The organism is Pseudomonas cremoris, from assembly GCF_014230465.1.
Genome location: NZ_JAAXCY010000015.1, coordinates 121670 through 141823, shown reverse-complemented (window position 1 = coordinate 141823; position 20154 = coordinate 121670). Strand labels below are relative to the sequence as shown.

Sequence of the window (20154 nt, the reverse complement as noted above, 5' to 3'; positions counted from 1 at the left end):
GTCAGGCGTTGAAACGTGCGCGTGGCTGGCTCAATTTGCGCTTGGCCACCGCGCCAAACACCAGGCCCACGGTGGTCCACAGCACCCGTTGGATGCCCAGGGATGCCACGCGGAATTTCCATAGCCGCACGCAACCAGCTTCCTGTTTCATGTTCGTTGTAACATGTGAAACAGCTTCGCGAGTCTATGCTGACTGCGCGTCGAAACAGAGTGCAATTGCGATGCAAACCACCCGTCTGACCTTGATTTGCCATGCCGTTACACCCTTGCAGAAAAAGGGGCATTTCCCCGATGACGAGGCGGTGGCAATGGATTGGCAGGGCGCGGCGCTGTCTCTGGCTGGCCGCTACAAGGAAAACCGACGCCTGTTGTGCGGCCCAGAAGCGCGTACGCGGCAGACGGCGGGCGTGTTCGGCAGTGATGCGGTCATTGATGACGGGCTGCGCGATGCTGATTTTGGGCGATGGAAGGGCCAGGATATCGGCCAGTTGAACAGCGACGAATTGGGCGCTTGGCTAAGCGACAGCACCCGCGCGCCCCACGGTGGCGAGTCGGTGGACCAGGTCTGCGCGCGGATTGGAGACTGGATGAAATCCCTCGAATCCCAACCTGGCCATGTCGTGGCCATCACCCATCCCTTTGTGATTCGCGCGGCGATGCTCTACGTCTTGCAATTCCCGGTGTCGATGTTCTACCGCATCGATGTCGAACCGTTGTCCGCCATCGAGTTGCGCTTCAACAACGTATGGCGCTTGCGTCTGGACACTCACATGGCAAAATCCACGCCCCGCAATGAGAGCAACCCATGAAACGCATCCTGATCATCGGCATTGGCGCCGGCAACCCTGACTACATCACGATGCAGGCCGTGAAGGCGCTGAACCGCACTGACGTGTTTTTCCTGATGGACAAGGGCCAGAGCAAAGACAAGCTCATCGACCTGCGTCGCGAGATCTGCGAGACCTACATCACCGAGCCCGGCTATCGCTTCGTCGAGGCCGATTGCCCCGAGCGCGTGCGCGGCGATATCGACTACACCACCGCCGTTCAGGACCTGAACCGCGACAAGCAACACACGTTCGAGCGCATGATCAACGAGGAAATGGCCGACGGTGAAGTGGGCGCGTTCCTGGCCTGGGGCGATCCTGCGCTGTACGACAGCACTATTCGTATCCTGCAGGCGATTCTGGCCAGCGGTCGTTGCACCTTTGAATTCGAAGTGATCCCCGGCATCACCAGCGTGCAGGCACTGGCGGCCCAGCACAAAGTGCCGCTGAACCGCATCGGCCGCTCCATCGAGATCACCACCGGCCGCCGTCTGGCCGCGGGGCAGGCAAGTGATGCCGACACCTTGGTGGTGATGCTTGATGCCGAAGACTCCTACCGCACCGTCGCCGATCAGGACCTGGACATTTACTGGGGCGCCTACCTGGGCACGCCAGACGAAATCCTGATCAGCGGCAAAGTCAGTGAAGTGGCCGAAGAAATCGAGCGAGTGCGCAAGGCCGCACGCGTGGCCAACGGCTGGATCATGGACACTTATCTGCTGCGCAAACCCTGAGGTAACGCCCCATGCTCAAACTGCTTGCGCTGGCGCTGACCCTGGTGGCTGGCGTCGTTCACGCTGACGACACGCTGCACACCGATTTGCCCCTGTCGTACCTGGAACAGACCCAGGGTGATGCGCGCAATGAACCCTTGGTGATTTTCCTGCATGGGTTCGGCAGCAACGAAGAAGACCTGTTTGGCATCAAGGACGCGCTGCCGTCAACTTGGACTTATCTGTCGGCGCGGGCGCCAATGCCGGTGGACCCGAGTGGCTACCGTTGGTTTGCCAAAAAGCCTGGTGATGGTGATTACGACGGCGAGACAGCAGATTTGCAACGCAGCGCCAAGCTGATCGAAGACTTCGTGACCCAGGCCACCGCCAAGTACCACACCCAACCTGACCGGGTGTTCCTCGTGGGCTTCAGCCAAGGCGCGATCATGTCCTACGAGGTGGGCTTGCGTCAGCCTGCGTTGGTGCGCGGGATTGCGGCACTGAGTGGCAGTGTGTTGCCGGTGTTGAAGGCTGAGCTGAAACCGAATGGCTCATTGGACGCGCTGGCAATCTTTATCGGCCATGGCACGTTGGACCAGGCGCTGCCGTATGCGTCGGCGACCCGGGCGAATGAGGTGTTGGTGGGGCTGGGGTTGAAGCCGGAGTTTCATGGGTATATGGGGATGCCGCATACCATCAGTGAGGCGGAGATTCAGGACTTGAAGGGCTGGATGGAAAACAGCTTGAAGTGAGCACGGTACAAATGTGGGAGCGGGCTTGCTCGCGAATGCGGTGTGTCAGTCATAGGTATATCGACTGTTCCACCGCATTCGCGAGCAAGCCCGCTCCCACATTGGTTTTGTGTTGCCTGGATTATCGGGTTATTTACCGCCGGTAATCTGCTTCACCAACGCGGCATGCCCCTTTGCATCATCGCCCCGGGAAATCGCCTGGATCACCAGCAAGTGGTTGCCCGAGCCGCCGAGGAACGTGGAGTTCAGGGTCTTGCCGCCGCCTTGAGTGGCGGTGCTGTCCACCTGGCGCAGGCCCAGGCCCTTGAAGGTCAGTTTCTTCTCGTTCTGTTTCTTGAAGTCCGGCAGGGCGGCGCTCTGGTCCTTGATGAAACCTGCCACGGCGCCGTCCAGGAACTGTGCATCGTTATCCTGGATCTTTACCCCGTCGTTACGCACGGTTTCGGCGACGATCACCACACTTTTCGTGGTCTGGTTGGCGTACAACGTGCCTTGGGTGTCGGCGGTGCCATCCTCGGCCTTGCCCGACGGCAGGGTGTCGGCAACGTAGGCCTTGGGCAGGTTGAAGGTGAACTTGCCGCCCAAAGTGGAAATGGTTTGGGTGTCGGCTTTCTGCGTGGCCGGCTTGGAGGCGGCGAACGCGCTGCCAGCGGCAAGCGCCAGGGCCAGCAGGGCGGCGGTCTTGGTGAAAGTGGCCATGAAGCGCTCCAGGGGATGAACGAAATTGCGGCGTATTCTGTCAGAAAATTCGCAATATCGTTCACCTGTAACCTCACACCTTGTCGGACTCTTCCTCTAGTCGGTCCATCTCAAACAGCCGCGCCAATTCCGCCCTTGCTTCCTGGGCGGTTTGCATCACTTTGCCTGCGTCGTCGTACACCGCATGTTGCGCGGCCAGCAGTTGAAGGTCGTGGTTCTTGAAGCGGGTGATGCGTGCATCGGCCTGGGCCTGGGTCAAACCGAGGCCGACCAGGGTGCGACGGCTCATTTCCAGGCTGGAGTAAAACGTCTCGCGCACCGGTGAAGCGTCAAGGTCTACCAGGCGGTGCACGTGCTGGCGGTTACGCGCACGGGCGATGATCTTCATGTGCGGGTAGAGGTTGCGCACCAGTTCGGCGGTCTTGATATTGATCTCCGGGTCGTCCATGGCGATCACAAAGAACTCGGCCTGGTCGACTTTTGCGGCGTGCAGGATCTCGGGACGTTGCGGGTCGCCATAGAACACCGGCATACCGCCGAAACTGCGGGTCAGTTCGATGGTTTCCACCGACGTGTCGAGGGCGATAAACGAGATGTTCTGCGCCCGCAGAATCCGCGCGACGATCTGGCCCATCCGCCCCATGCCGGCAATCACCACGCGCGGCGCGTCGCTTTCGATGGTGCGGTATTCCTCTGGCACCTCCACTGGCTTGGCCTTGGGCTTGAACAGCTTCGGGCATACCAACAGCAGTAGCGGGGTCACGGCCATGGAAAGAGTGATGGTGAGTACCAGCACATCGTAGAGATGCGGTTCGAACAGGCCCTGGTCGCGACCGATCTTGAACACCACGAAGGCAAATTCACCGCCCGCCGCCAACACCACGCCCAGGCGTAGGGCGCTTTCGCGATTGAGGTCGCCCACCAGGCGACCGACGGCGTACAACAGCGGCAACTTCAAGCCGATCAGCAGCAGCGTCAGGCCGATCACCACCAACGGCGAGCTGAGCAGCAGGCTGAGGTTGGCGCCCATGCCCACGCTGATAAAGAACAGGCCCAGCAGCAGACCTTTGAACGGTTCGATCTGGGATTCGAGTTCATGGCGGTATTCCGAATCCGCCAGCAGCAAGCCGGCGAGGAAGGCGCCGAGGGCCATGGACACCCCCACCAGTTCCATCAGCCAGGCGGTTCCGATCACCACCAGCAGCGCGGTGGCGGTGGACACTTCCCGCAGCCCGGTCTTGGCGACGATGCGAAACACGGGTCGCAACAGGTAGCGCCCACCGATGATTACCACGGCGATGCTGCCGAGGATTTGCAACACGTGCTGCAGGCCCTGGGCTTCGGTGGTCGGGTGATCACTGCCCGCCAGCAGCGGCACCATCGCGATCAGCGGGATGGCGGCGATGTCCTGGAACAGCAGGATGGCAAATGCCAGGCGCCCGTGGGGCTGGTTCAGCTCTTTACGCTCGGCCAGGCTTTGCAGGCCAAAGGCAGTGGACGACAACGCCAGGCCCAGGCCCAGCACGATGGCGCTGTTCCAAGACTGGTCAAATACCCATAGCGCCACGACGCCCATCACCAACCCGGTGAGCAACACCTGGGCCAGGCCCACACCGAACACCGCCTTGCGCATCACCCACAATCGTTTGGGCGACAGCTCCAGGCCGATGATGAACAGCAGCAGCACCACCCCCAATTCAGAGAATTGCGCCACGCTCTGCGGGTTGCCCACCAGGCCCAGTACCGATGGGCCGATGATCACACCGGCGAACAGGTAGCCCAGCACCGCGCCTAGTTGCAGGCGCTTGGCCAGCGGCACGGTGAGCACGGCGGCGAGCAGGAACACCACGGCTGCTTGTAACAGGTTGCCTTCATGGGGCATGGGGAACTCCAGGATCTTCAAAACCAATCAACAGGAGCGTATTAGAGCGCTTTTTACATTTTGAAAATTGTGTTTTTGCTGCGCGTGAGGCGGATATCGCGTCTTTTTTTGTGGGTGGGCGGACGGTTAGCCGTCGAATTGGAAGGATGTACAAACAATTTCCCAGGGGCACGGGTGGAAGGTGGGCCACTTCATCTCCTAGTTTTAAGTTCTTGAGATTATATTCCTTGGATGGCATATTTCATGAGCTGGGAAATTGAATACACGGATGAGTTCGGAGGCTGGTGGGATGGCCTGGGGGTAAAGGAGCAGATTTCGGTCTCTGCCAGCGTTGATCTGCTGGGGCTTTTCGGGCCGGGGTTGGGCTTTCCCCACAGTAGCGATATCAAGGGCTCCCGGCATGGCAACCTACGGGAACTGCGCGTGCAGCACGCAGGGAGACCTTATCGGGTGTTGTACGCCTTTGATCCACGCCGATGCGCATTGTTGCTGCTCGGTGGTGACAAGACCGGACAACGCCGATGGTATGAGGAGCATGTTCCCGTGGCAGAAAAGTTGTATGACATACATCTGGAAACAATGCGTAGAGAGGGCCGTAACCATGGCTAAGAAATTCGCTGAACTTCAAGCGCGCATGACGCCGCAATCCCGTGCGGAGGCAAAGCTGCTGTTCCAGCAACATCTGCAGGAAATGCCCCTGCATGAGCTGCGCAAGGCTCAGCGACTGAGCCAGCAAAGCCTGGCCAAGGCATTGAATATCAACCAGGCGGCTGTTTCCAAGATGGAGCGGCGCACCGATATGTATATCAGCACGTTGCGTGACTACATTCGCGCAATGGGCGGTGAGCTGGAAATTATTGCGACGTTTCCCGATGGTCAGGTGAAAATCGACAACTTCGCGTGTTGACTCCCCGCTCACTACTAAGGCGCGCTATTTGCTGGGCTGCATGCCGACGCCCTGTCCGGTGGTAACCACGTTCACCGGCCTGCGATATAACCCCACCGCCAGCCCCACGATGATGATCCCGATGGAAATCAGGTTCGGCGTGGAAATACGCTCGTCGAGTATCAGCATCGAACTGGCAATGCCAAACACGGGAATCAGCAACGACAACGGCGCCACGGTGGACACCGGGTACAGCTTGAGCAACGAGTTCCAGCCCCAGTAGGCAAAGTGCGTGGCCAAGTACACCTGAAACAGGATCGACAAGACTGCCGTCAGGTCGAGGCTGGCTTGCAAGCCTTCAAACGCCGCGCTGCCATGCATCAGCCAGGCCGTAAGGAACAGCGGAATTGGCGGGATAAGGCTGGCCCACACCATGAACGAGAAGATCTCCTTGACCCCGGACTTCTTGATGATGACATTGCCGATGCTCCAGGCCACCGCGCTCAGCACGATCAACATGACGCCCAGCACCGCATGGTTGCCTTCCTGGGTCGAAATGATCCCCGCCAGGCCAATCAGTGCCAGCACCGCGCCGATCATCTGCGCACCACGGATCTTTTCCTTGAACAGCAAAAAGCCCCAGCCCATGGTGAAGAACACGCTGAGTTGAATGATCAACGAGGCAATGCCTGGACTCACGCCCACCTGGATGCCGTAGTTGATCACGCCCCACATGCCCAGCCCGAAGATGATCCCGTAGGCCACCACGTAACTGAACTTGACGGCTGGGCGCTTGATAAAGAACACCAGCGGCAAGGCGGCGAGGGCAAAGCGGATGCCCGTGAGTACAAAGGGGTCGATCGCCCGCAGACCCAATTTGGTGATGGGGAAGTTGACGCCCCAGACGAGTGTCACGAGCACGGCGAGTGATAAGTGTTTTTTCAGCATGGACCCTCCTTGGGTCAGGCGACGCACCGCATCCGCAGCGCGCCGCCTAAAGGTCAGTTCACAGCGAACCGTTGTTGCATCAGGCACAGACCGGCAATTTCCATCAGCAGGTTGTCTGCCGATGCGCGTTGCGCGGGGGACAAGCTTGGCAAGGTTGCCAGCAGGGCGCGTACTTTACGCGGGTCGAAGAACGGCACGTTGCTCAACGCCGGTCCGCTCAACACGTCGTTGATCATCTCGAACAGCTTCGATTGCGGGCTTTCCGACGCCGGTGGTGCGCGGAAGTACTGCTTCTTGCGATCCAGCACTGCCTGCGGCACGTAAGGGCGCATGGCTTCGCGCAGGGCGTACTTCTCGGTGGCGCCGCGCACTTTCATGTTGACCGGCAGGCGGCAGGCGGCTTCGATCACTTGATGGTCCAGCAGCGGCGGGCGGCCTTCCAGGCTGCCGGCCATTTCCATGCGATCACCCAAGGAGGTCAGTACCACGTTGGGCAGGCTGGACTTGGCGACCATGTACAGCGAGCGGTTGACCGGCTCCCAACCGTCGAGCGCCCGTGGGCTCAAGCGGTCGTAGAACTGGCGATAGGCATCGACATTGCAGAAGCGCTCGCGGAAGTCATCGCTGTACAACTGTGCCAACGGGCCGAACAGCGCCGATTGGGTTTGCAGCCAGGACACGCCATGGCCCATTTCGTCCTGGACCCACTTCACGTCATTTTTGCCGCCGGGCAGGTAGCGGTCTTCACTGGCGTGCAGACGGCGGGTGAGTTCGGCAATCACCGCTGGGTCCTGGTGTTCGTGGTTGTACAGCACCATGTCGCGGCGATAGTGCGGGTAGCCGCCGAAGACCTCGTCGGCGCCTTCACCGGTCAACACCGCACGCATGCCCTGGCTTTGCACGTATTTGCACAGCAGGTATTTGGCCACGCTATGGGCATTGGCGAAGGGCATTTCGGCGTGCCATAGGGCATTTTCGAAGTTATCCGCCATGTCAGTGGAGTTCACCGACAACACGTTGAGGTGCGCCCGGTTATGCCGCGCGGCAACTTCGGCGTACTGGCGTTCGTCGTAGGCTTGCTCGCCTTCGAAGGACAAGTGGAACGCCTGCAACGGTTGGCCGGTCAGCTCTGTGGCAATCCCCAGCATGGCCGATGAATCCAGGCCGCCGCTGAGGCAGACGCCCACCGGCACATCGGCGTGCAGGCGCAGGCGCACGGACTCTTCGATGGTGTTGCGCAGCGAGTCGATCATCTCGGCTTCACTGCGCTGCTCGGTGGCCTGGGCGCCGGGGAAGTCCCAGTCCCAGTATTGCTCGGTTTGCAGGCCGCTTTCGTCGGCGATGATCCAGCACCCCGGCTTCACGCTGCGGATGGTGTTGAACACGGTACGGTCACGCAGGATAAAGCCCCGGTTAGCGTAGGACTCGTGGTCCCACTGCGCCGGAACGCCCGCCGCGAGCAAGGCTTTGATCTCGGAAGCGAAGTACCAGGCGCCTTCATGTTCGGTGTAGTACAGCGGCTTGACGCCCACTCGGTCACGCACCGCAAACAGCTTTTTGTGCAGGCGGTCGTAAATCAGGATGGTGAACTCGCCACGCAGTTGCTTCAGGCCGCGCACGCCATGGCGGCGGTACAGGTGCATGGCGATTTCACTGTCCGAGGAAGTCTTGAACCGGCAGCCGTAGCTTTCCAGCTCCGCGCGAATGCGTTGGTAGTCGTAGAACTCGCCGTTGACCATCATCACCAGATCGCCTTCGTCGGCGACGATAGGCTGGGTGCCGTTGCCCAGCCCGACCAGGCCCAGGCGTACATAGCCGAAAGCAGCCTGGCCCTTGGGGTCGAACCACTGGCTGGAGCTGTCCGGGCCGCGGTGATGGATGGCGCGCAGGGCGGCATCGAACATGTTCGGGTCGAATGCACGAGGTTGTTTGGCGAAGACGCCAATGTATCCACACATAAAAAGTACTCGATTGAATTTGTAGTGATCAGCGGCACGCTGGGTTCAAACGGTGATGACCGGCTCTGTCATCACCTGCAGTTCTGGCAGCACGGCTGCGGGATGTATGCCAATGGAACTGAGGATGTCGGGCATCGCCGAGTAGTCCGCTTCGCCGGTCTCGATAAATTGAGTCGGCAGCAGCAGCGAGCGATCGCCGAACACTTCGAGCAGTTGGGGCAGGATGATTCGCCACGCAGAAATCTCGCGCATGGGGAAGATCCGGATGGAGTTGGCGATGCCCCGCGTAAACAAGGTGGTTTGCTGCGCCGTGAAGTCACCGACCACCTGCTGCACGAACAGCGGGAAGATGTGCTTGTGCACCAGCTCGTCTTTTTTGTGCAGGGCCACCACGTGACGAAACACCGGCTGGATGTCGGGCGCGTCACTGAGGTCGGCCAGGTAGTCGCTGATAAACGTCTCCGAGACCAGCGAGAACGCCAGGCGGTAGATCTTGAAGTCCGCCTCGGACATCGTTGCCTGGGCTTGGCTCAGGTGCCGGGTCAGCTCCAGTTCTGGCCATTTGATGCGCATGCCGCGCTGGGTAATCGCCAGTTCACACATGTTGATCGAGAACAACGTGTGGTAGGCCTCATCTGCCAGGGTTTCGGAAATCGTCGCGGCGCTGGCGGAGCTCAGGCGTGAGCCCAGCTGCAGCAGGTCGATGCACGACGGGCAGATGATCTCGGTTTCGATGGCGATGGTTTTTTGGTTGTAGATGACCCAGCCGGCCGAGAGGATCAGCAGTTTCAGGGCATGCGGGTAGTTCTGGTACTGCGGATCATGGGCGAAGGGTAGCAGTGCCTCGAGAAAGTCCGGCGCTTGCAGGTCGAGCTGGATATCCGGACGTTGGGAGTCCAGCTTGATCTGTGCGCGTTTGTGCCAGCTGCGTTCGATTTTGATCAATCGTTCATCGGCTGCGTCATTGCTGCGATAAAGATCGTCTTGAGTGCTGTGCTGAAACATGGTTTCACCGGATTGATAATGTGCTGTGAAGGCCATCCATGGTTTGCCGAGGCGCGCCCGGCAACTTTCACGACCGGGAGTTACACCGCTGGCGCGGTCTGGATCTTGTCCTTCTTGCGATCCAGGAAGTCCGCCAGGCGATCCTGTGTGCGGGTGTCGGAAGACACCACTGCGGCAATCAACGCCTCCGTCATCAGGCCATCCTGCTGGCTCTGGTCGACAATGCGTGGCAGTACGTGGGTTACCGCGTAATTGGTCATGGGCAGGTTGCCCGCGATCTTGTGGGCCAATTCGGTGGCCTTGAGCACTGCCTGGCCGACCGGCACCAAGTACTGGGCCACGCCGCGCTCGTAGCTTTCCTTGGCGTAGAGCGTGCGGCCGGTGAGCATCATGTCGGTCATCAGCGCGATGCCGGCAATACGCGGGAAGCGCACCGAGGCGCCAACGCCTACGTACAGACCGCGCATGGCTTCGGGCAGCGAGAAGAAGGCGCTGTCATCGACCACGCGCAGGCTGCAGGCGGTGGCGATTTCCAGGCCGCCACCGATGGCCGCGCCGGTGATTGCGGCCACCACGGGGACTTTGCCGAACTGGATCAGTTCGAACGTCTTGTGCCATTCGCGGAAAGCCTGGACGTTATCGATGACCGATTGGTCGCGAATTTCCGAAAGGTCCAGCCCCGTACAGAAATGCTGGCTGGTGCTGTATAGCACTGCTGCACCAACGCCTTCGGGAATGTTGGTGAAGGTGTCGTGCAGTTCGTGCATGACTTCGAGAGACATGGCGTTTCGCTTCTGCGGGCGGTTGAGTCCCACCATCAGAACGGCGCCGTCTACTCGTACATCCAAGTAGTTTTTGACACTCATTTTCCGAATATCCCTTCGAGATGAACCCAGCTTGGGGAGCAACGATGATAGGTGGGGGCTTGGTGGCCCGCTTGCTATGTCAGGTCATACTTTGACAAAATCGGGCCATGCCGCCGACCTTCACTTTTTCGCCCTATGAACCCGACAGCCCCGAAGCGGTGGTGACGCTGCGCGAGTACCCGTCCGGCACGGTGTTTCCACGGCATACCCATCGACGTGGGCAGTTCGCCTATGCCTCCACCGGTGCGCTGAAGATGTTTACCGACCTGGGTAACTGGGTGGTGCCGCCGCAACGGGCGATCTGGGTGCCAGGTGGTGTGTCGCATGAGATGCACATGCGCGGCGATGTGGTGATGCTCAATACGTACCTGGATGACGATGCGGCCCGGCGTGCGGGTTTGCAGGACCATTGCCAGGTCTTTGGTGTTTCGCCGCTGTTGCGCCATCTCTTGGAGGCCGCGCTGGCGATTCCGCCCGTTTCACCCAGCATGCGCGACCGCTGCGTGCTAACCCTGTTGATTGATGAGATTGGCGCAATGCCCGAACTGCCCCTCAGCGCACCGTTGCCCTCGGAATCCCGCTTGGCCCGGTCCTGTCAACGCTTTCTCGACGCGCCCACGCAGAAGATCTCGATTGGCGAGATGGCCGATTGGTCGAGCATGAGCCGGCGCAGCTTTACGCGTAACTTTCGCGAGTGCACCGGCATGACCTTTGTGTCGTGGCGCCAGCAGGTGTGCCTGCTAGAGGCCACCGCGCGGCTCAGTCATGGTTCGTCCATTACCGACGTGGCGTTCGAACTGGGTTTTAGCAGCTCAAGCGCGTTCACCTCGGTGTTTCGCCGCAACCTGGGAGATTCCCCGGCGCGCTACCTGGCCAAGTCCAAGGCGGCCTCGATGTTCTGAAAGGAGGAGGGCGCCAACGCGGTGCCTTTTCCCTCGCCCGTACGGCGTTGACGCGTGGCCTTCATCAGGTTTTCACCTTGGGTTGGGCCACCCTTTGTTACTATTGCGACCCCTCGTCACCCGGAGTCACCGCCCCATGCAGCACCAGTGGGATGAAATGCACCGCACCCGCAAGCCCACGTTCGTACCGTGCGGCGAGCCTCAGGGCGATGTGCTCAATCTCTATGTTCACGGTTATTCGGCGTTCTTCAACCGACAACAACTGGGCCAGTTCACGCAACAGTTGGCCGGGATCGAAGGCTCGACCAACCTGATGCTGTTCTGGCCGGCGGGGCATTTCCTGGAAAACCTGTTTGCACCGTTCAAGGATGTGATGGGTGCGATGCTGGGTGGCGGCAGCCTGGGCGCTGCGACGGTTGGCGTGGGCAAGGCGATTGCCTATTTTCTCGACCACTATAAAAGCGTCGAGGCGCGGGTGGACGAAGTGGCCAAGAGCTTGCTGCCGGAGCTGGCCGGTTATCTGCGCGGTGAGTCCCTGCAGGTACGGCGTATCAACCTGATCGGTCACTCCCTGGGCGCACGCATTCTGGTCAAGAGCCTGCTGGCCAGCCCTGAAACCGCCCGTGAACTGCCCTTGGACAACCTGTTGCTGATGGGCGGGGCGATCTGTACATCCAGTCCATGGGATGCCGTGGCGGCGCCGCTCAAGGGGCGTGTGATCAATTGCCACTCCAGCAAGGACTGGGCGCTGGCGATGAAACCGGATACCGAGCGCTGCATCGGCCGTTATGCGATCCCCGTGACACCCGCACTCAAGGCCAAGATCACCAACGTGCATCTAGCGACCTTTGATCACGCCGCCTACTGGCCGCAATTGCAGACAGTGGTGCAGTACACCGACTTGTTGCACGAGCGGCGCGGCATGATCCGCACCGATCAGCGCAGCAGCGAAGTGCGCTTTGCCGAAGAGGACGCAGACCTGTTCCCGCCTTTGGTGCAGGCGCGGCCGGAAGAGTTGAAGTTCCTCGCCGAACTGATGGCCCAGAAACGCAGTGCATCCATCGATGCCAGCGTGCGCGAGCCGCTCAAGCTGGCGGTCGAGTTGCAGCGCATGGGCGGCGATACCTTTATGAATCTGGCCCGTGGTCATGGCGTCAGTTACCGGCAAATCGCCGAAGATGTTGCCCAACGACTGGGGATCAAGTTTGATGGGGCCCTGGAGGCCGTTGCGCTGACGGACCTGGAAGCCCACGTCGCGGAAAAACTGATCGAACAGTACAAGGACAAACTCAGCCATGCCGACCGGCAGGTATTCGACGCAGAACTCCAGGCGGCCGCGCAAAAAGAGCAAGGGTTGTTCAGCCGGTTTGACGTGGGCCGCTCGGCTACCACCGCTTTGAGTGGCACGGCGTTGGCGGGGCTAACCGGTTTTATTCTGCGCCGGGGTGCCGCAACGGCGATCCCGGTGGTGGGTCAGGCGTTGGCGGCGGCGATGCTGTTGGTGACTGGCGTGCGGGCGTTTTCCGGCCCTGCGTATTCAATCACTACCTTGGCGGTGCTGGTGATCGGGGTGATTCGCCAGCGCATGGAACGTGAGGCACTCAACCAGGAGATGGACCTGGTGGTGCAAGTGGTCGAGGCATTCGATCTGCCTCGGGATACGGTAATGCGCACGGTTGCATCGGACTGATAAGCTGCGTGTCTATCGAGTGTGTTTGCCTGGGATACCGCGTGAAATTCAGCCTGCCGAAAATCGCTACCGCCCCGTTCTGCCCGCCGGAAGTGGCCGGCTCCGTCGCCGTTGACCCCAAGGCTTCTTTCTTCAAGCGCATGCTGATGTTCGCCGGCCCCGGCCTGTTGATCTCCATTGGCTACATGGACCCGGGCAACTGGGCCACGGCCATCGAGGCCGGGTCACGCTACGGTTATAACCTGTTGTTTGTGGTGCTGCTGGCCAGCCTGGCCGGAATGGCGGTGCAGTGCCTGTGTTCGCGGCTGGGTATCGCCACCGGCAAGGACTTGGCGCAGTTGTGCCGCGAACGCTACAGCAAACGTTCGGCACGTACCCAATGGCTGCTGGCGGAGATTTCCATCATTGCCACCGACCTGGCCGAAGTGCTGGGTTGTGCCCTCGCGTTTCACCTGTTGCTCGGCGTGTCGCTGACTACTGGCATCGTCATCACCGCCTTTGACACCCTGTTGATCCTGGCCCTGCAAAACCGTGGTTTCCGCCGCCTGGAAGCGATCATGCTGGCGCTGGTGGCAACTATCGGTGTGTGTTTCTTCATCGAGCTGGTGTTGATCAAACCCTACTGGCCGGATGTGCTCAGCGGCTTTACCCCATCGTTGTCAGCCATCAGCGATGCCGCGCCGCTGTACCTGGCCATCGGTATCCTGGGTGCCACGGTCATGCCCCATAACCTCTACCTGCATACATCCATCGTGCAGACCCGCCTGATCGGCAAGGACCTTGCCAGCAAGCAGGATGCGGTCAAGCTGGCACGCATCGACACCATTGGTTCGCTGGCGCTGGCCTTGCTGGTCAATGCCGCGATCCTGGTCCTTGCCGCTGCGGCGTTCCATAACACTGGCCATGCAGACGTAGTCGAGATCCAGGACGCCTATCATCTGCTCGACCCGCTGGTGGGCGGCGCATTCGCCAGCATCCTGTTCGGCGTTGCCTTGCTGGCCTCGGGGCAGAGTTCCACCTTCACCGGCACCATCGCCGGGCAAGTAATCATGGAGGGTTACCTCAACCTGCGCATTCCCTGCTGGCAACGTCGCCTGATCACGCGCGGGTTGGCGTTGATCCCGGCGTTTCTCGGTGTGTGGCTGATGGGCGATGACGCCATCGGCAAGCTTCTGATCCTGAGCCAGGTGGTGCTCAGCCTGCAGTTGCCGTTTGCGCTGTATCCGCTGATTCGCATGACCGGCGATAAACAGCTGATGGGGCCGTTCGTCAATCGGCTGCCTACGAAGGCGCTGGCATGGTTTCTGTTTGCGGTGATCAGTGGGGCGAATGCGTGGTTGATTGCGCAGTGGGTGTTTTGAGCGTTGGTCCAGATCAAGCTTCGAACGCATTCAACAGGTCGTCAGGGAGTGAGGCATCAAAATCATCTGGTATCGCGATTTTCCCTTTCATTCCTCCACTGGCTTGATTGACCCATTTTGAAAAGCTAGCTCTCGCTTGGCTTATGGTGACTTTAATGACTGCAGGTGTCGCATTCATGGCGTATCTTCCTAGCGCAATTCGCTGAAGTTTGCGGGTAGCCAGATCTGGCATGGAATAATGGCCCCGAAAATCAGACCGAACCTACTTTCCCGACTAGGAAATATCCCCAGCTGTGCCCTTCACCGGTCCCAATACGGCACCCGCCCAAAACACTCCACAAAGTAATCAATCACCGTCCTCACCTTCAGCGACAACCGTCGGCTGCCGGGCCACAGCGCCGCAATCTGCTGCGGTTCCAGCGTCGTCGCTACTTCATATTCCGTGAGCACCGCCTGCAATGTGCCTGCGCGCAGGCCTTCACCAATCAGCCAAGAGGGAAACACCACCAGCCCCAGGCCTTGTTCGGCGGCGTGGGTCAGGGTGTCGGCGTGGTTGCCGGTGATGGGGCCCTTGACGCTGTAGGGCGTCCAGTCGCTGCCGTCGCGGCGGAAGAACCAGCGTTGTTGGCCGGTGATGCCTTTGTAGGCCAGGCATTGGTGGTGGGCCAGTTCATCGGGGTGTTGGGGCGTGCCGTGTTTGGCCAGGTAGGCAGGGCTTGCGGCAATGCGAAAACGCTGGGGCGCGAAGATGCGTGCCTGCATGCTGGAGTCGTTGAGTACGCCGATGCGAAACAGCAAATCGGTGCCGTCTTGCAGGGGATCGACGTAGGTGTCGGTTTGCTGGATCTCGAGTTGCAACTTTGGATAGCGGCGACACAACTCACCCAGCCACGGTGAAAGGTGGCGTTGGCCAAACACCATCGGCGCATTGATGCGCACCAGGCCACTGGGTTCGCTTTCCTGCTCTTGCAACGCTTGGCCGGCGGCTTCCAATTGTTCCAGCATCAGCCGCGCGTGCCTTCCTAGCAGTCGACCGGCCTCGGTGGGGCTGACCGCACGGGTGTGGCGGTAGAGCAATTGCTGGCCGAGAGCCTGCTCCATCAACTGGATTTGCCGGGAGATAGAGGAGGGCGCCAGGCCTTCGCGGCGTGCCACTTCGGAGAAACTGCCAAGGTCCAGCACCGCGACGAACAGGCGCAGCGCCTTGAAACTCAATTCATTCAAACCCTGCATCGTGGCTCCGTTCTGTGCGTGTTGCGCAAAGGTGTTGTCCGTATGCTCCCATTTATCGCACAGCACGGCCACCGGATAATGCGCGCCATGTTTTCTTTATTGAAGTGCAGGTGATGTATGCAGGCGAGTTCCATCGAGGGTGTGGCGCAGGCCACGCCGAAAAAAAACGGCTTGCGGTTGCTGTTGTTGCCGTTGGTTATCCTGGCGGGCATGGGCTTGTCGGTCGAGGCCGGTTTGCTTGGGCCATTGGGCGTACAGGTCGGGCATTTGTGGGCGACGTTGAGCATCTTCGGCGTGGGCTCGGCGATCCTGTATTTGCTGTTGCTATTCAGCGGCCCGCAAAAGGGCCCGGCGCTGACTGACTTGCCGCGCTGGCAACTGATCGGCGGGTTCCTGGGGCCCATGTACGTGGTGGTGCTGACCCTGGCCACGCCCCATATCGGAATTGCCATGACCATGATCGCGATACTTTCTGGCCAAGTCGGCAAGAGCGTGTTGATCGACCATTTCGGCTGGTTCGGCACGGCTCGCAAACGGGTCAACGGTGAACGCTGGATCGCCCTGGCGTTGATTGTGGCGGCACTTGTTCTGATTGCACGAGGGTAAGGCGATGAATCTGATTCTGTTATTGGTACTGGTGATTGCCGCCGGCGCGGTATTGAGTGTGCAGGCGGCGATCAATGGGCGCCTGGGCCAGACCGTGGGCGTGTTGCGCAGCAGCCTGCTGACGTTTGCCGTGGGTGCATTGACGACGGCGTTGTTGATTTTCTTCTTCGAGCCCGCCCAGGCCAGCAGCCTGCTGGATGTTCCAAAGTGGCAGTTGACCGGTGCCTTGTTCGGCGTGGTGTACATGATGGTGATGGTCGGCGCCGTGCCGGTCGTGGGCACGGCAGTCGCCACGGTGGCGGTGATCGTCGGGCAACTGGGCATGGGCATGCTCATCGACAACTTTGGTTGGCTGGGCAACCCTGCCATCGAACTGTCCGGCAGCCGTGTCGTGGCGATGCTCTTGTTGGCACTGGCGCTGGTGTTCATGTACCGCAGCAATACCCGCCGGGCGGATTGACCGGTGCAACGTGATTCCTTGCCTATAGTCACTGCTTAAGGTGCGGCGCTCGCCGCACCTGGACGACCATGAAAAAGGAGTCTGACCATGCCCGATAAAACCTGTGCCTGCCCTCACTGCAAATGTGTGGTGGGCAAGAACGCCGTAATGAAAGACGGTAAGAGTTATTGCTGCAAAGGCTGCGCCGAGCACCATGCCCATGGTGAGCCCTGCGCGGCTGCGACCGGCTGTGAGTGCGCCAAGTCGGCACATGGCTGAAAATTCTCTCGGCTTGTCGGGTGGCGGTCATTACCATGGCCGCTCACCCTAGCTAGATGTGCTCCCCATGGCCTTGGCTGCGCCCCCCGACCTCAGTGATCACGCCGTCCCCGTGCAGCCCTTGGCGCGCACCTACCCGCGTGGTTTGCATATAGAGCCCCATAGCCACGACTGGGGCCAGTTGCTTTATGCAATGAGCGGCGTGATGTGGGTCGAGACCCCGCGCGAAGCGCTGGTAGTGCCGCCGCAACGTGCGGTGTGGCTGCCGCCCGGCGTGGAGCATGGGATTCGCGTGGTGTCGGATCTGCAGATGCGCAACATCTACCTGCGTCCGGCATTGGCGGCAACGTTGGACAGCCAGGTGCAGGTGATTGAAGTGGGTGGGCTGCTGCGCGAGCTGATCGTCACGCTGGTGGATGAGGGCGATGGCGGGGATTCTGCCTACTACGACGCGGTGGTTGGCCTGGCCCTGCTGGAACTGCAACGGGCACGCCGCTCGCAAATCCGCATCGCCATGCCAGTAGACGGCGACCGCCGCCTGATCAATGCCTGCCAGGCTGTCATGGCCGCACCGTCGCTGGAGATTTCTTTCGAGCACCACGCCGAAACAGCCGGTGCCAGTGTGCGCACCTTGGCGCGGCTGTTCCAGACCACCCTGGGCATGGGCTTTGCCGAATGGCGTCGCCAAGTGCAACTGGCCACGGCGGTGGCAGAGTTGATCCAGGGCGAGCCAGTCAGCGGCATTGCCCGCTCCCTTGGCTATTCGCCCAGCAGTTTCAGCGACATGTTCCGGCGTGAGCTGGGGGTGGCACCCTCGCACTACCGGGGTTGAGGATTTGGCCGAAATCCTGAAGTACTTGGCCGGTACTTCAGGATTGGGCTCTCTACACTGAGCCCATCAACCCACAAGGCGCTGCTCTCATGAACTACCTGATCTCCCTCGCCATCGGCTTGTTTGTCGGCGTGATCTACGGCGCCTTGGACTTCCGCTCACCCGCACCGCCGGCCATCGCCCTGGTGGGCCTGATGGGCATGCTGCTGGGCGAAAAACTCTGGCCCATGGGGCGCCAGTTGGTCAGCGGTTGGTTGTCCTGATTTCTTTTCCCTTCGATGGATATTGGCCATGAAAGCACTGCAATTCTCCGCCACTGGCGATCTCGCCCACCTCAGTTTCGTCGACGTCGCCACTCCGGTACCGGCTGCCGGTGAAGTCCTGGTACAGATCAAAGCCGCTGGACTCAACCCCAGCGATGTCAAAAACGTACTGGGTCGTTTTCCCTACACCACACTGCCGCGCATTCCCGGTCGTGACTTCGCGGGTGTTGTGGTCGAGGGCCCGCCGGCGCTGGTTGGGCAGGAAGTTTGGGGCACCGGTCGCGACCTGGGCTTTTTTGCCGACGGTTCCCACGCCCAGTACCTCACCGTGTCGGCCAAGGGCGTGGCGCACAAACCAACCCATTTGAGTTTTGCCCAGGCCGCCAGCCTGGGTGTGCCGTACACCACCGCTTGGGATGCCCTGGAGCGCAGCGGCGTGACAAAGGGCACGCGGTTGCTGGTGATCGGGGCCAATGGGGCCGTGGGCAGCGCAACCCTGGCCTTGGCGAAAATCCGCGGTGCCCAGGTGCTGGCGGCGGTGCGTCGGCCGGAGCAGCTCGAGGTGTTGCAGGGCCAGGGGTTTGAAGCGATTGCCCTGGGCCAGCCTGAAGCGTTGGGTACGCAAGTCAATGCCGTGTTCAAGGGCGGCGCCGATGTGATCTTCGATACCACCGGGTTTTGGTTGCCCGCTGCGGTTGCAGGCCTGGCACCGTTCGGTCGCATCGCCATCATCGCAGCGCCCGTGGATGGACATGTGCAACTGCCGGCCCTGGCGCTGTACCGCAAGGGTGGTTCGGTGGTGGGGATCAATTCATTACTCTACAACTGCGAACAGTGCGCGGTGATGCTGGAGCAGTTTGGGCGGTACTTTGATGAAGGGTCGTTGCCATTGCCGACTGGTTTACGGGAAGTGGCCTTGGCGGATGGCGTGCAGAGCTATGAGGACGTGAACAGCGGCAGCGCAGATAAAATCATCTTCCTGCCCTGACAGGGTGATAAATGTGGGAGCAGGCAAGCCAGCTCCCACATTTTGATTTTTATTTGGCTTCGGGACGCCTTTTTCCAAGAAGATCAGTTTTTCAGGATCGTCGGTATTCGCTAGGTGTCTGGCCCATTTCTATCCGGAAGTGCCGGTTGAAGTTGGACAGGTTGGCGTAACCCACCTCAAAGCAGATAGCCGCCACCGACATCTCGCTTTGCAGCAACAGCCTGCAGGCACGCTGCACGCGAAACTTGCGCATCAGGTCGATAAACCCGTGGCCAGTGTTGCGCTTGAAAAAGCGCGAGAAGCCCGGCTCGCTCATCTCCAATTGCTGGGCGATGACGGATAGGCGCACGTCGCCGGTCAGTTCACGCATCAGGTAATCGAACGCCTGGTTGATACGCTCGGCACTGCGCGCATCCAGCGTCGGCGCGTAGCAAGGGCTGGCCAGGGCCTTCGTTTGCGCGGGCGGGGCATTTCTCAACACGTTGAGCAGTTGCAGGAACAGGATCAACCGTTGCAGGCCCTGGGCGTGACCGATGCTTTCCATCAGGCGCGCCGCGTTTGCTGCCGTGTCGCCGCTGAATTCCAGGCCGCGCCGGGCCTGCTCGAACAATGGCTGCAAATTGCCAAGCTCCGGCAGGGCCTTGCGTAAGGCGAGGAGGGCGGCGCCGTCAAATTGCAGCACCACGTCGCGACCGCTCAGGTATTCGCCAGGCGCCAGTTCGCCGATCCAATCGTGGGGCAGGTCCGGGCCGATCAGCGCCACATGCCCGGCGCTGAATGCGCCGATGTAGTCGCCCGCCACCAGTTTGCCGCTGCCTTGGCGGATCAGGTGGATTTCGAATTCGGGGTGGTGGTTCCAGCGCGCCAGGTCGTAGGGGTAGTCGTGTTCGAACCAGCGGAAGCAGTGGTCCGGTTCGGGCAGGATCACTTCGAGTTCGGCGGGGCGGTGCTCGAACAGCTGGGCGCGGCTGGCAGGCATGGCGAGGCTTCTTATGATTCTTGGAATCGCTTCAAAATACGCGCCC

Annotated in this window: 23 protein-coding genes and 1 pseudogene; 14 read left to right on the top strand and 10 right to left on the bottom strand. The window is 60.5% G+C overall.

The genetic code is table 11. The features are described 5' to 3' along the window. Position 1: 1 nt before the first annotated feature. A pseudogene (locus HF257_RS29975) lies at positions 2-130 on the bottom strand (CbtA family protein); the annotation flags it as partial. 91 nt (positions 131-221) lie between these two features. On the opposite strand from HF257_RS29975, the gene HF257_RS29970 reads away from it, so the two are divergent. The 3 genes from HF257_RS29970 to HF257_RS29960 are packed head-to-tail and all read left to right on the top strand — an operon-like array spanning position 222 to position 2292. Then, positions 222-809, top strand: a complete 588-nt coding sequence (locus HF257_RS29970) for a histidine phosphatase family protein (protein ID WP_185710243.1) — start codon at positions 222-224, stop codon at positions 807-809. Next, positions 806-1561 carry a precorrin-6A synthase (deacetylating) gene (gene cobF / locus HF257_RS29965; protein WP_185710244.1) on the top strand — a complete coding sequence of 252 codons (756 nt, stop codon included), beginning with the start codon at positions 806-808 and terminating at the stop codon, positions 1559-1561. Before HF257_RS29970 ends, cobF begins: the two co-directional genes overlap by 4 nt. An 11-nt stretch (positions 1562-1572) precedes the next feature. Continuing rightward, the gene (locus tag HF257_RS29960; protein ID WP_185710245.1) at positions 1573-2292 is read left to right on the top strand and encodes an alpha/beta hydrolase; all 720 of its coding nucleotides are present in this window, start codon (positions 1573-1575) and stop codon (positions 2290-2292) included. A 129-nt stretch (positions 2293-2421) separates the two neighbouring features. Here the strand turns inward: HF257_RS29960 and HF257_RS29955 are convergent, their stop codons facing one another. Together HF257_RS29955 and HF257_RS29950 are read right to left on the bottom strand one after the other, a co-directional pair. Next, positions 2422-2991: a DcrB/PsbP domain-containing protein gene (locus tag HF257_RS29955; RefSeq protein WP_185710246.1), complete on the bottom strand. Its 570-nt coding sequence runs from the start codon at positions 2989-2991 to the stop codon at positions 2422-2424. 73 nt (positions 2992-3064) lie between these two features. Beyond that, on the bottom strand, positions 3065-4873 hold the full coding sequence (locus tag HF257_RS29950; protein WP_185710247.1) for a monovalent cation:proton antiporter-2 (CPA2) family protein: 1809 nt from the start codon (positions 4871-4873) through the stop codon (positions 3065-3067). 243 nt (positions 4874-5116) lie between these two features. Here HF257_RS29950 and HF257_RS29945 point away from each other — a divergent pair, with 243 nt between their 5' ends. Together HF257_RS29945 and HF257_RS29940 are read left to right on the top strand one after the other, a co-directional pair. Further along, the gene (locus HF257_RS29945) at positions 5117-5482 is read left to right on the top strand and encodes a type II toxin-antitoxin system RelE/ParE family toxin (protein ID WP_185710248.1); all 366 of its coding nucleotides are present in this window, start codon (positions 5117-5119) and stop codon (positions 5480-5482) included. Beyond that, positions 5475-5780 carry an XRE family transcriptional regulator gene (locus tag HF257_RS29940; protein WP_185710249.1) on the top strand — a complete coding sequence of 102 codons (306 nt, stop codon included), beginning with the start codon at positions 5475-5477 and terminating at the stop codon, positions 5778-5780. The genes HF257_RS29945 and HF257_RS29940 overlap by 8 nt, the downstream gene beginning before the upstream one ends. Before the next feature lie 24 nt (positions 5781-5804). Here HF257_RS29940 and HF257_RS29935 read toward each other — a convergent pair whose 3' ends face one another. From HF257_RS29935 to HF257_RS29920, 4 genes are all read right to left on the bottom strand, one after another. After that, positions 5805-6707 (bottom strand): EamA family transporter, encoded by a 903-nt coding sequence (locus HF257_RS29935; RefSeq protein WP_185710250.1) that lies wholly within the window; start codon positions 6705-6707, stop codon positions 5805-5807. 53 nt (positions 6708-6760) lie between these two features. Continuing rightward, positions 6761-8665: an asparagine synthase (glutamine-hydrolyzing) gene (gene asnB, locus HF257_RS29930; RefSeq protein WP_185710251.1), complete on the bottom strand. Its 1905-nt coding sequence runs from the start codon at positions 8663-8665 to the stop codon at positions 6761-6763. Positions 8666-8710: 45 nt separating this feature from the next. Then, positions 8711-9670, bottom strand: a complete 960-nt coding sequence (locus HF257_RS29925) for a diiron oxygenase (protein WP_185710252.1) — start codon at positions 9668-9670, stop codon at positions 8711-8713. An 80-nt stretch (positions 9671-9750) separates the two neighbouring features. Next, entirely contained in the window at positions 9751-10536 is a 786-nt protein-coding gene (locus tag HF257_RS29920) for a crotonase/enoyl-CoA hydratase family protein (protein WP_185710253.1), read from the bottom strand. Positions 10537-10643: 107 nt separating this feature from the next. Between HF257_RS29920 and HF257_RS29915 the strand changes: the two genes are divergently transcribed. The 3 genes from HF257_RS29915 (at position 10644) to HF257_RS29905 (ending at position 14489) form a co-directional block, all read left to right on the top strand. Next, a complete protein-coding gene (locus tag HF257_RS29915; protein ID WP_185710254.1) occupies positions 10644-11438 on the top strand; it encodes an AraC family transcriptional regulator in 795 nt (264 codons plus the stop codon). Between the two features lie 136 nt (positions 11439-11574). Further along, positions 11575-13128 carry a DUF726 domain-containing protein gene (locus tag HF257_RS29910; protein WP_185710255.1) on the top strand — a complete coding sequence of 518 codons (1554 nt, stop codon included), beginning with the start codon at positions 11575-11577 and terminating at the stop codon, positions 13126-13128. A 41-nt stretch (positions 13129-13169) separates the two neighbouring features. Then, positions 13170-14489, top strand: a complete 1320-nt coding sequence (locus HF257_RS29905) for an Nramp family divalent metal transporter (protein WP_185710256.1) — start codon at positions 13170-13172, stop codon at positions 14487-14489. 13 nt (positions 14490-14502) lie between these two features. Here HF257_RS29905 and HF257_RS29900 read toward each other — a convergent pair whose 3' ends face one another. Together HF257_RS29900 and HF257_RS29895 are read right to left on the bottom strand one after the other, a co-directional pair. Continuing rightward, positions 14503-14667 (bottom strand): hypothetical protein, encoded by a 165-nt coding sequence (locus HF257_RS29900; RefSeq protein ID WP_185710257.1) that lies wholly within the window; start codon positions 14665-14667, stop codon positions 14503-14505. A gap of 122 nt (positions 14668-14789) precedes the next feature. Continuing rightward, positions 14790-15722 carry a LysR family transcriptional regulator gene (locus HF257_RS29895; protein WP_185710258.1) on the bottom strand — a complete coding sequence of 311 codons (933 nt, stop codon included), beginning with the start codon at positions 15720-15722 and terminating at the stop codon, positions 14790-14792. Between the two features lie 117 nt (positions 15723-15839). Here HF257_RS29895 and HF257_RS29890 point away from each other — a divergent pair, with 117 nt between their 5' ends. The 6 genes from HF257_RS29890 (at position 15840) to HF257_RS29865 (ending at position 19129) form a co-directional block, all read left to right on the top strand. Then, a complete protein-coding gene (locus HF257_RS29890) occupies positions 15840-16328 on the top strand; it encodes a DMT family transporter (protein WP_185710259.1) in 489 nt (162 codons plus the stop codon). Between the two features lie 4 nt (positions 16329-16332). Next, positions 16333-16788: a DMT family transporter gene (locus tag HF257_RS29885; protein WP_185710260.1), complete on the top strand. Its 456-nt coding sequence runs from the start codon at positions 16333-16335 to the stop codon at positions 16786-16788. An 87-nt stretch (positions 16789-16875) separates the two neighbouring features. Continuing rightward, positions 16876-17046, top strand: coding sequence for a metallothionein (locus HF257_RS29880; RefSeq protein ID WP_185710261.1), 171 nt, complete (start codon positions 16876-16878; stop codon positions 17044-17046). A 67-nt stretch (positions 17047-17113) separates the two neighbouring features. Beyond that, positions 17114-17878 carry an AraC family transcriptional regulator gene (locus tag HF257_RS29875; RefSeq protein ID WP_185710262.1) on the top strand — a complete coding sequence of 255 codons (765 nt, stop codon included), beginning with the start codon at positions 17114-17116 and terminating at the stop codon, positions 17876-17878. A gap of 89 nt (positions 17879-17967) precedes the next feature. After that, complete coding sequence (locus HF257_RS29870) at positions 17968-18141, top strand: DUF1427 family protein (RefSeq protein WP_010564275.1); 174 nt, start codon at positions 17968-17970, stop codon at positions 18139-18141. A gap of 28 nt (positions 18142-18169) precedes the next feature. Beyond that, positions 18170-19129: a quinone oxidoreductase family protein gene (locus HF257_RS29865; RefSeq protein ID WP_185710263.1), complete on the top strand. Its 960-nt coding sequence runs from the start codon at positions 18170-18172 to the stop codon at positions 19127-19129. Positions 19130-19220: 91 nt separating this feature from the next. On the opposite strand, the gene HF257_RS29860 is transcribed toward HF257_RS29865, so the two are convergent. Next, positions 19221-20108 carry an AraC family transcriptional regulator gene (locus HF257_RS29860; RefSeq protein WP_185710264.1) on the bottom strand — a complete coding sequence of 296 codons (888 nt, stop codon included), beginning with the start codon at positions 20106-20108 and terminating at the stop codon, positions 19221-19223. Between the last annotated feature and the right edge of the window lie 46 nt (positions 20109-20154).

Coding starts and splice junctions, on each gene's coding strand:
- HF257_RS29970 (WP_185710243.1), top strand. CDS start 222: ATGCAAACCACCCGTCTGACCTTGATTTGCCATGCCGTTACACCCTTG.
- cobF (WP_185710244.1), top strand. CDS start 806: ATGAAACGCATCCTGATCATCGGCATTGGCGCCGGCAACCCTGACTAC.
- HF257_RS29960 (WP_185710245.1), top strand. CDS start 1,573: ATGCTCAAACTGCTTGCGCTGGCGCTGACCCTGGTGGCTGGCGTCGTT.
- HF257_RS29955 (WP_185710246.1), bottom strand. CDS start 2,991: ATGGCCACTTTCACCAAGACCGCCGCCCTGCTGGCCCTGGCGCTTGCC.
- HF257_RS29950 (WP_185710247.1), bottom strand. CDS start 4,873: ATGCCCCATGAAGGCAACCTGTTACAAGCAGCCGTGGTGTTCCTGCTC.
- HF257_RS29945 (WP_185710248.1), top strand. CDS start 5,117: ATGAGCTGGGAAATTGAATACACGGATGAGTTCGGAGGCTGGTGGGAT.
- HF257_RS29940 (WP_185710249.1), top strand. CDS start 5,475: ATGGCTAAGAAATTCGCTGAACTTCAAGCGCGCATGACGCCGCAATCC.
- HF257_RS29935 (WP_185710250.1), bottom strand. CDS start 6,707: ATGCTGAAAAAACACTTATCACTCGCCGTGCTCGTGACACTCGTCTGG.
- asnB (WP_185710251.1), bottom strand. CDS start 8,665: ATGTGTGGATACATTGGCGTCTTCGCCAAACAACCTCGTGCATTCGAC.
- HF257_RS29925 (WP_185710252.1), bottom strand. CDS start 9,670: ATGTTTCAGCACAGCACTCAAGACGATCTTTATCGCAGCAATGACGCA.
- HF257_RS29920 (WP_185710253.1), bottom strand. CDS start 10,536: ATGAGTGTCAAAAACTACTTGGATGTACGAGTAGACGGCGCCGTTCTG.
- HF257_RS29915 (WP_185710254.1), top strand. CDS start 10,644: ATGCCGCCGACCTTCACTTTTTCGCCCTATGAACCCGACAGCCCCGAA.
- HF257_RS29910 (WP_185710255.1), top strand. CDS start 11,575: ATGCAGCACCAGTGGGATGAAATGCACCGCACCCGCAAGCCCACGTTC.
- HF257_RS29900 (WP_185710257.1), bottom strand. CDS start 14,667: ATGAATGCGACACCTGCAGTCATTAAAGTCACCATAAGCCAAGCGAGA.
- HF257_RS29895 (WP_185710258.1), bottom strand. CDS start 15,722: ATGCAGGGTTTGAATGAATTGAGTTTCAAGGCGCTGCGCCTGTTCGTC.
- HF257_RS29890 (WP_185710259.1), top strand. CDS start 15,840: ATGCAGGCGAGTTCCATCGAGGGTGTGGCGCAGGCCACGCCGAAAAAA.
- HF257_RS29885 (WP_185710260.1), top strand. CDS start 16,333: ATGAATCTGATTCTGTTATTGGTACTGGTGATTGCCGCCGGCGCGGTA.
- HF257_RS29880 (WP_185710261.1), top strand. CDS start 16,876: ATGCCCGATAAAACCTGTGCCTGCCCTCACTGCAAATGTGTGGTGGGC.
- HF257_RS29875 (WP_185710262.1), top strand. CDS start 17,114: ATGGCCTTGGCTGCGCCCCCCGACCTCAGTGATCACGCCGTCCCCGTG.
- HF257_RS29870 (WP_010564275.1), top strand. CDS start 17,968: ATGAACTACCTGATCTCCCTCGCCATCGGCTTGTTTGTCGGCGTGATC.
- HF257_RS29865 (WP_185710263.1), top strand. CDS start 18,170: ATGAAAGCACTGCAATTCTCCGCCACTGGCGATCTCGCCCACCTCAGT.
- HF257_RS29860 (WP_185710264.1), bottom strand. CDS start 20,108: ATGCCTGCCAGCCGCGCCCAGCTGTTCGAGCACCGCCCCGCCGAACTC.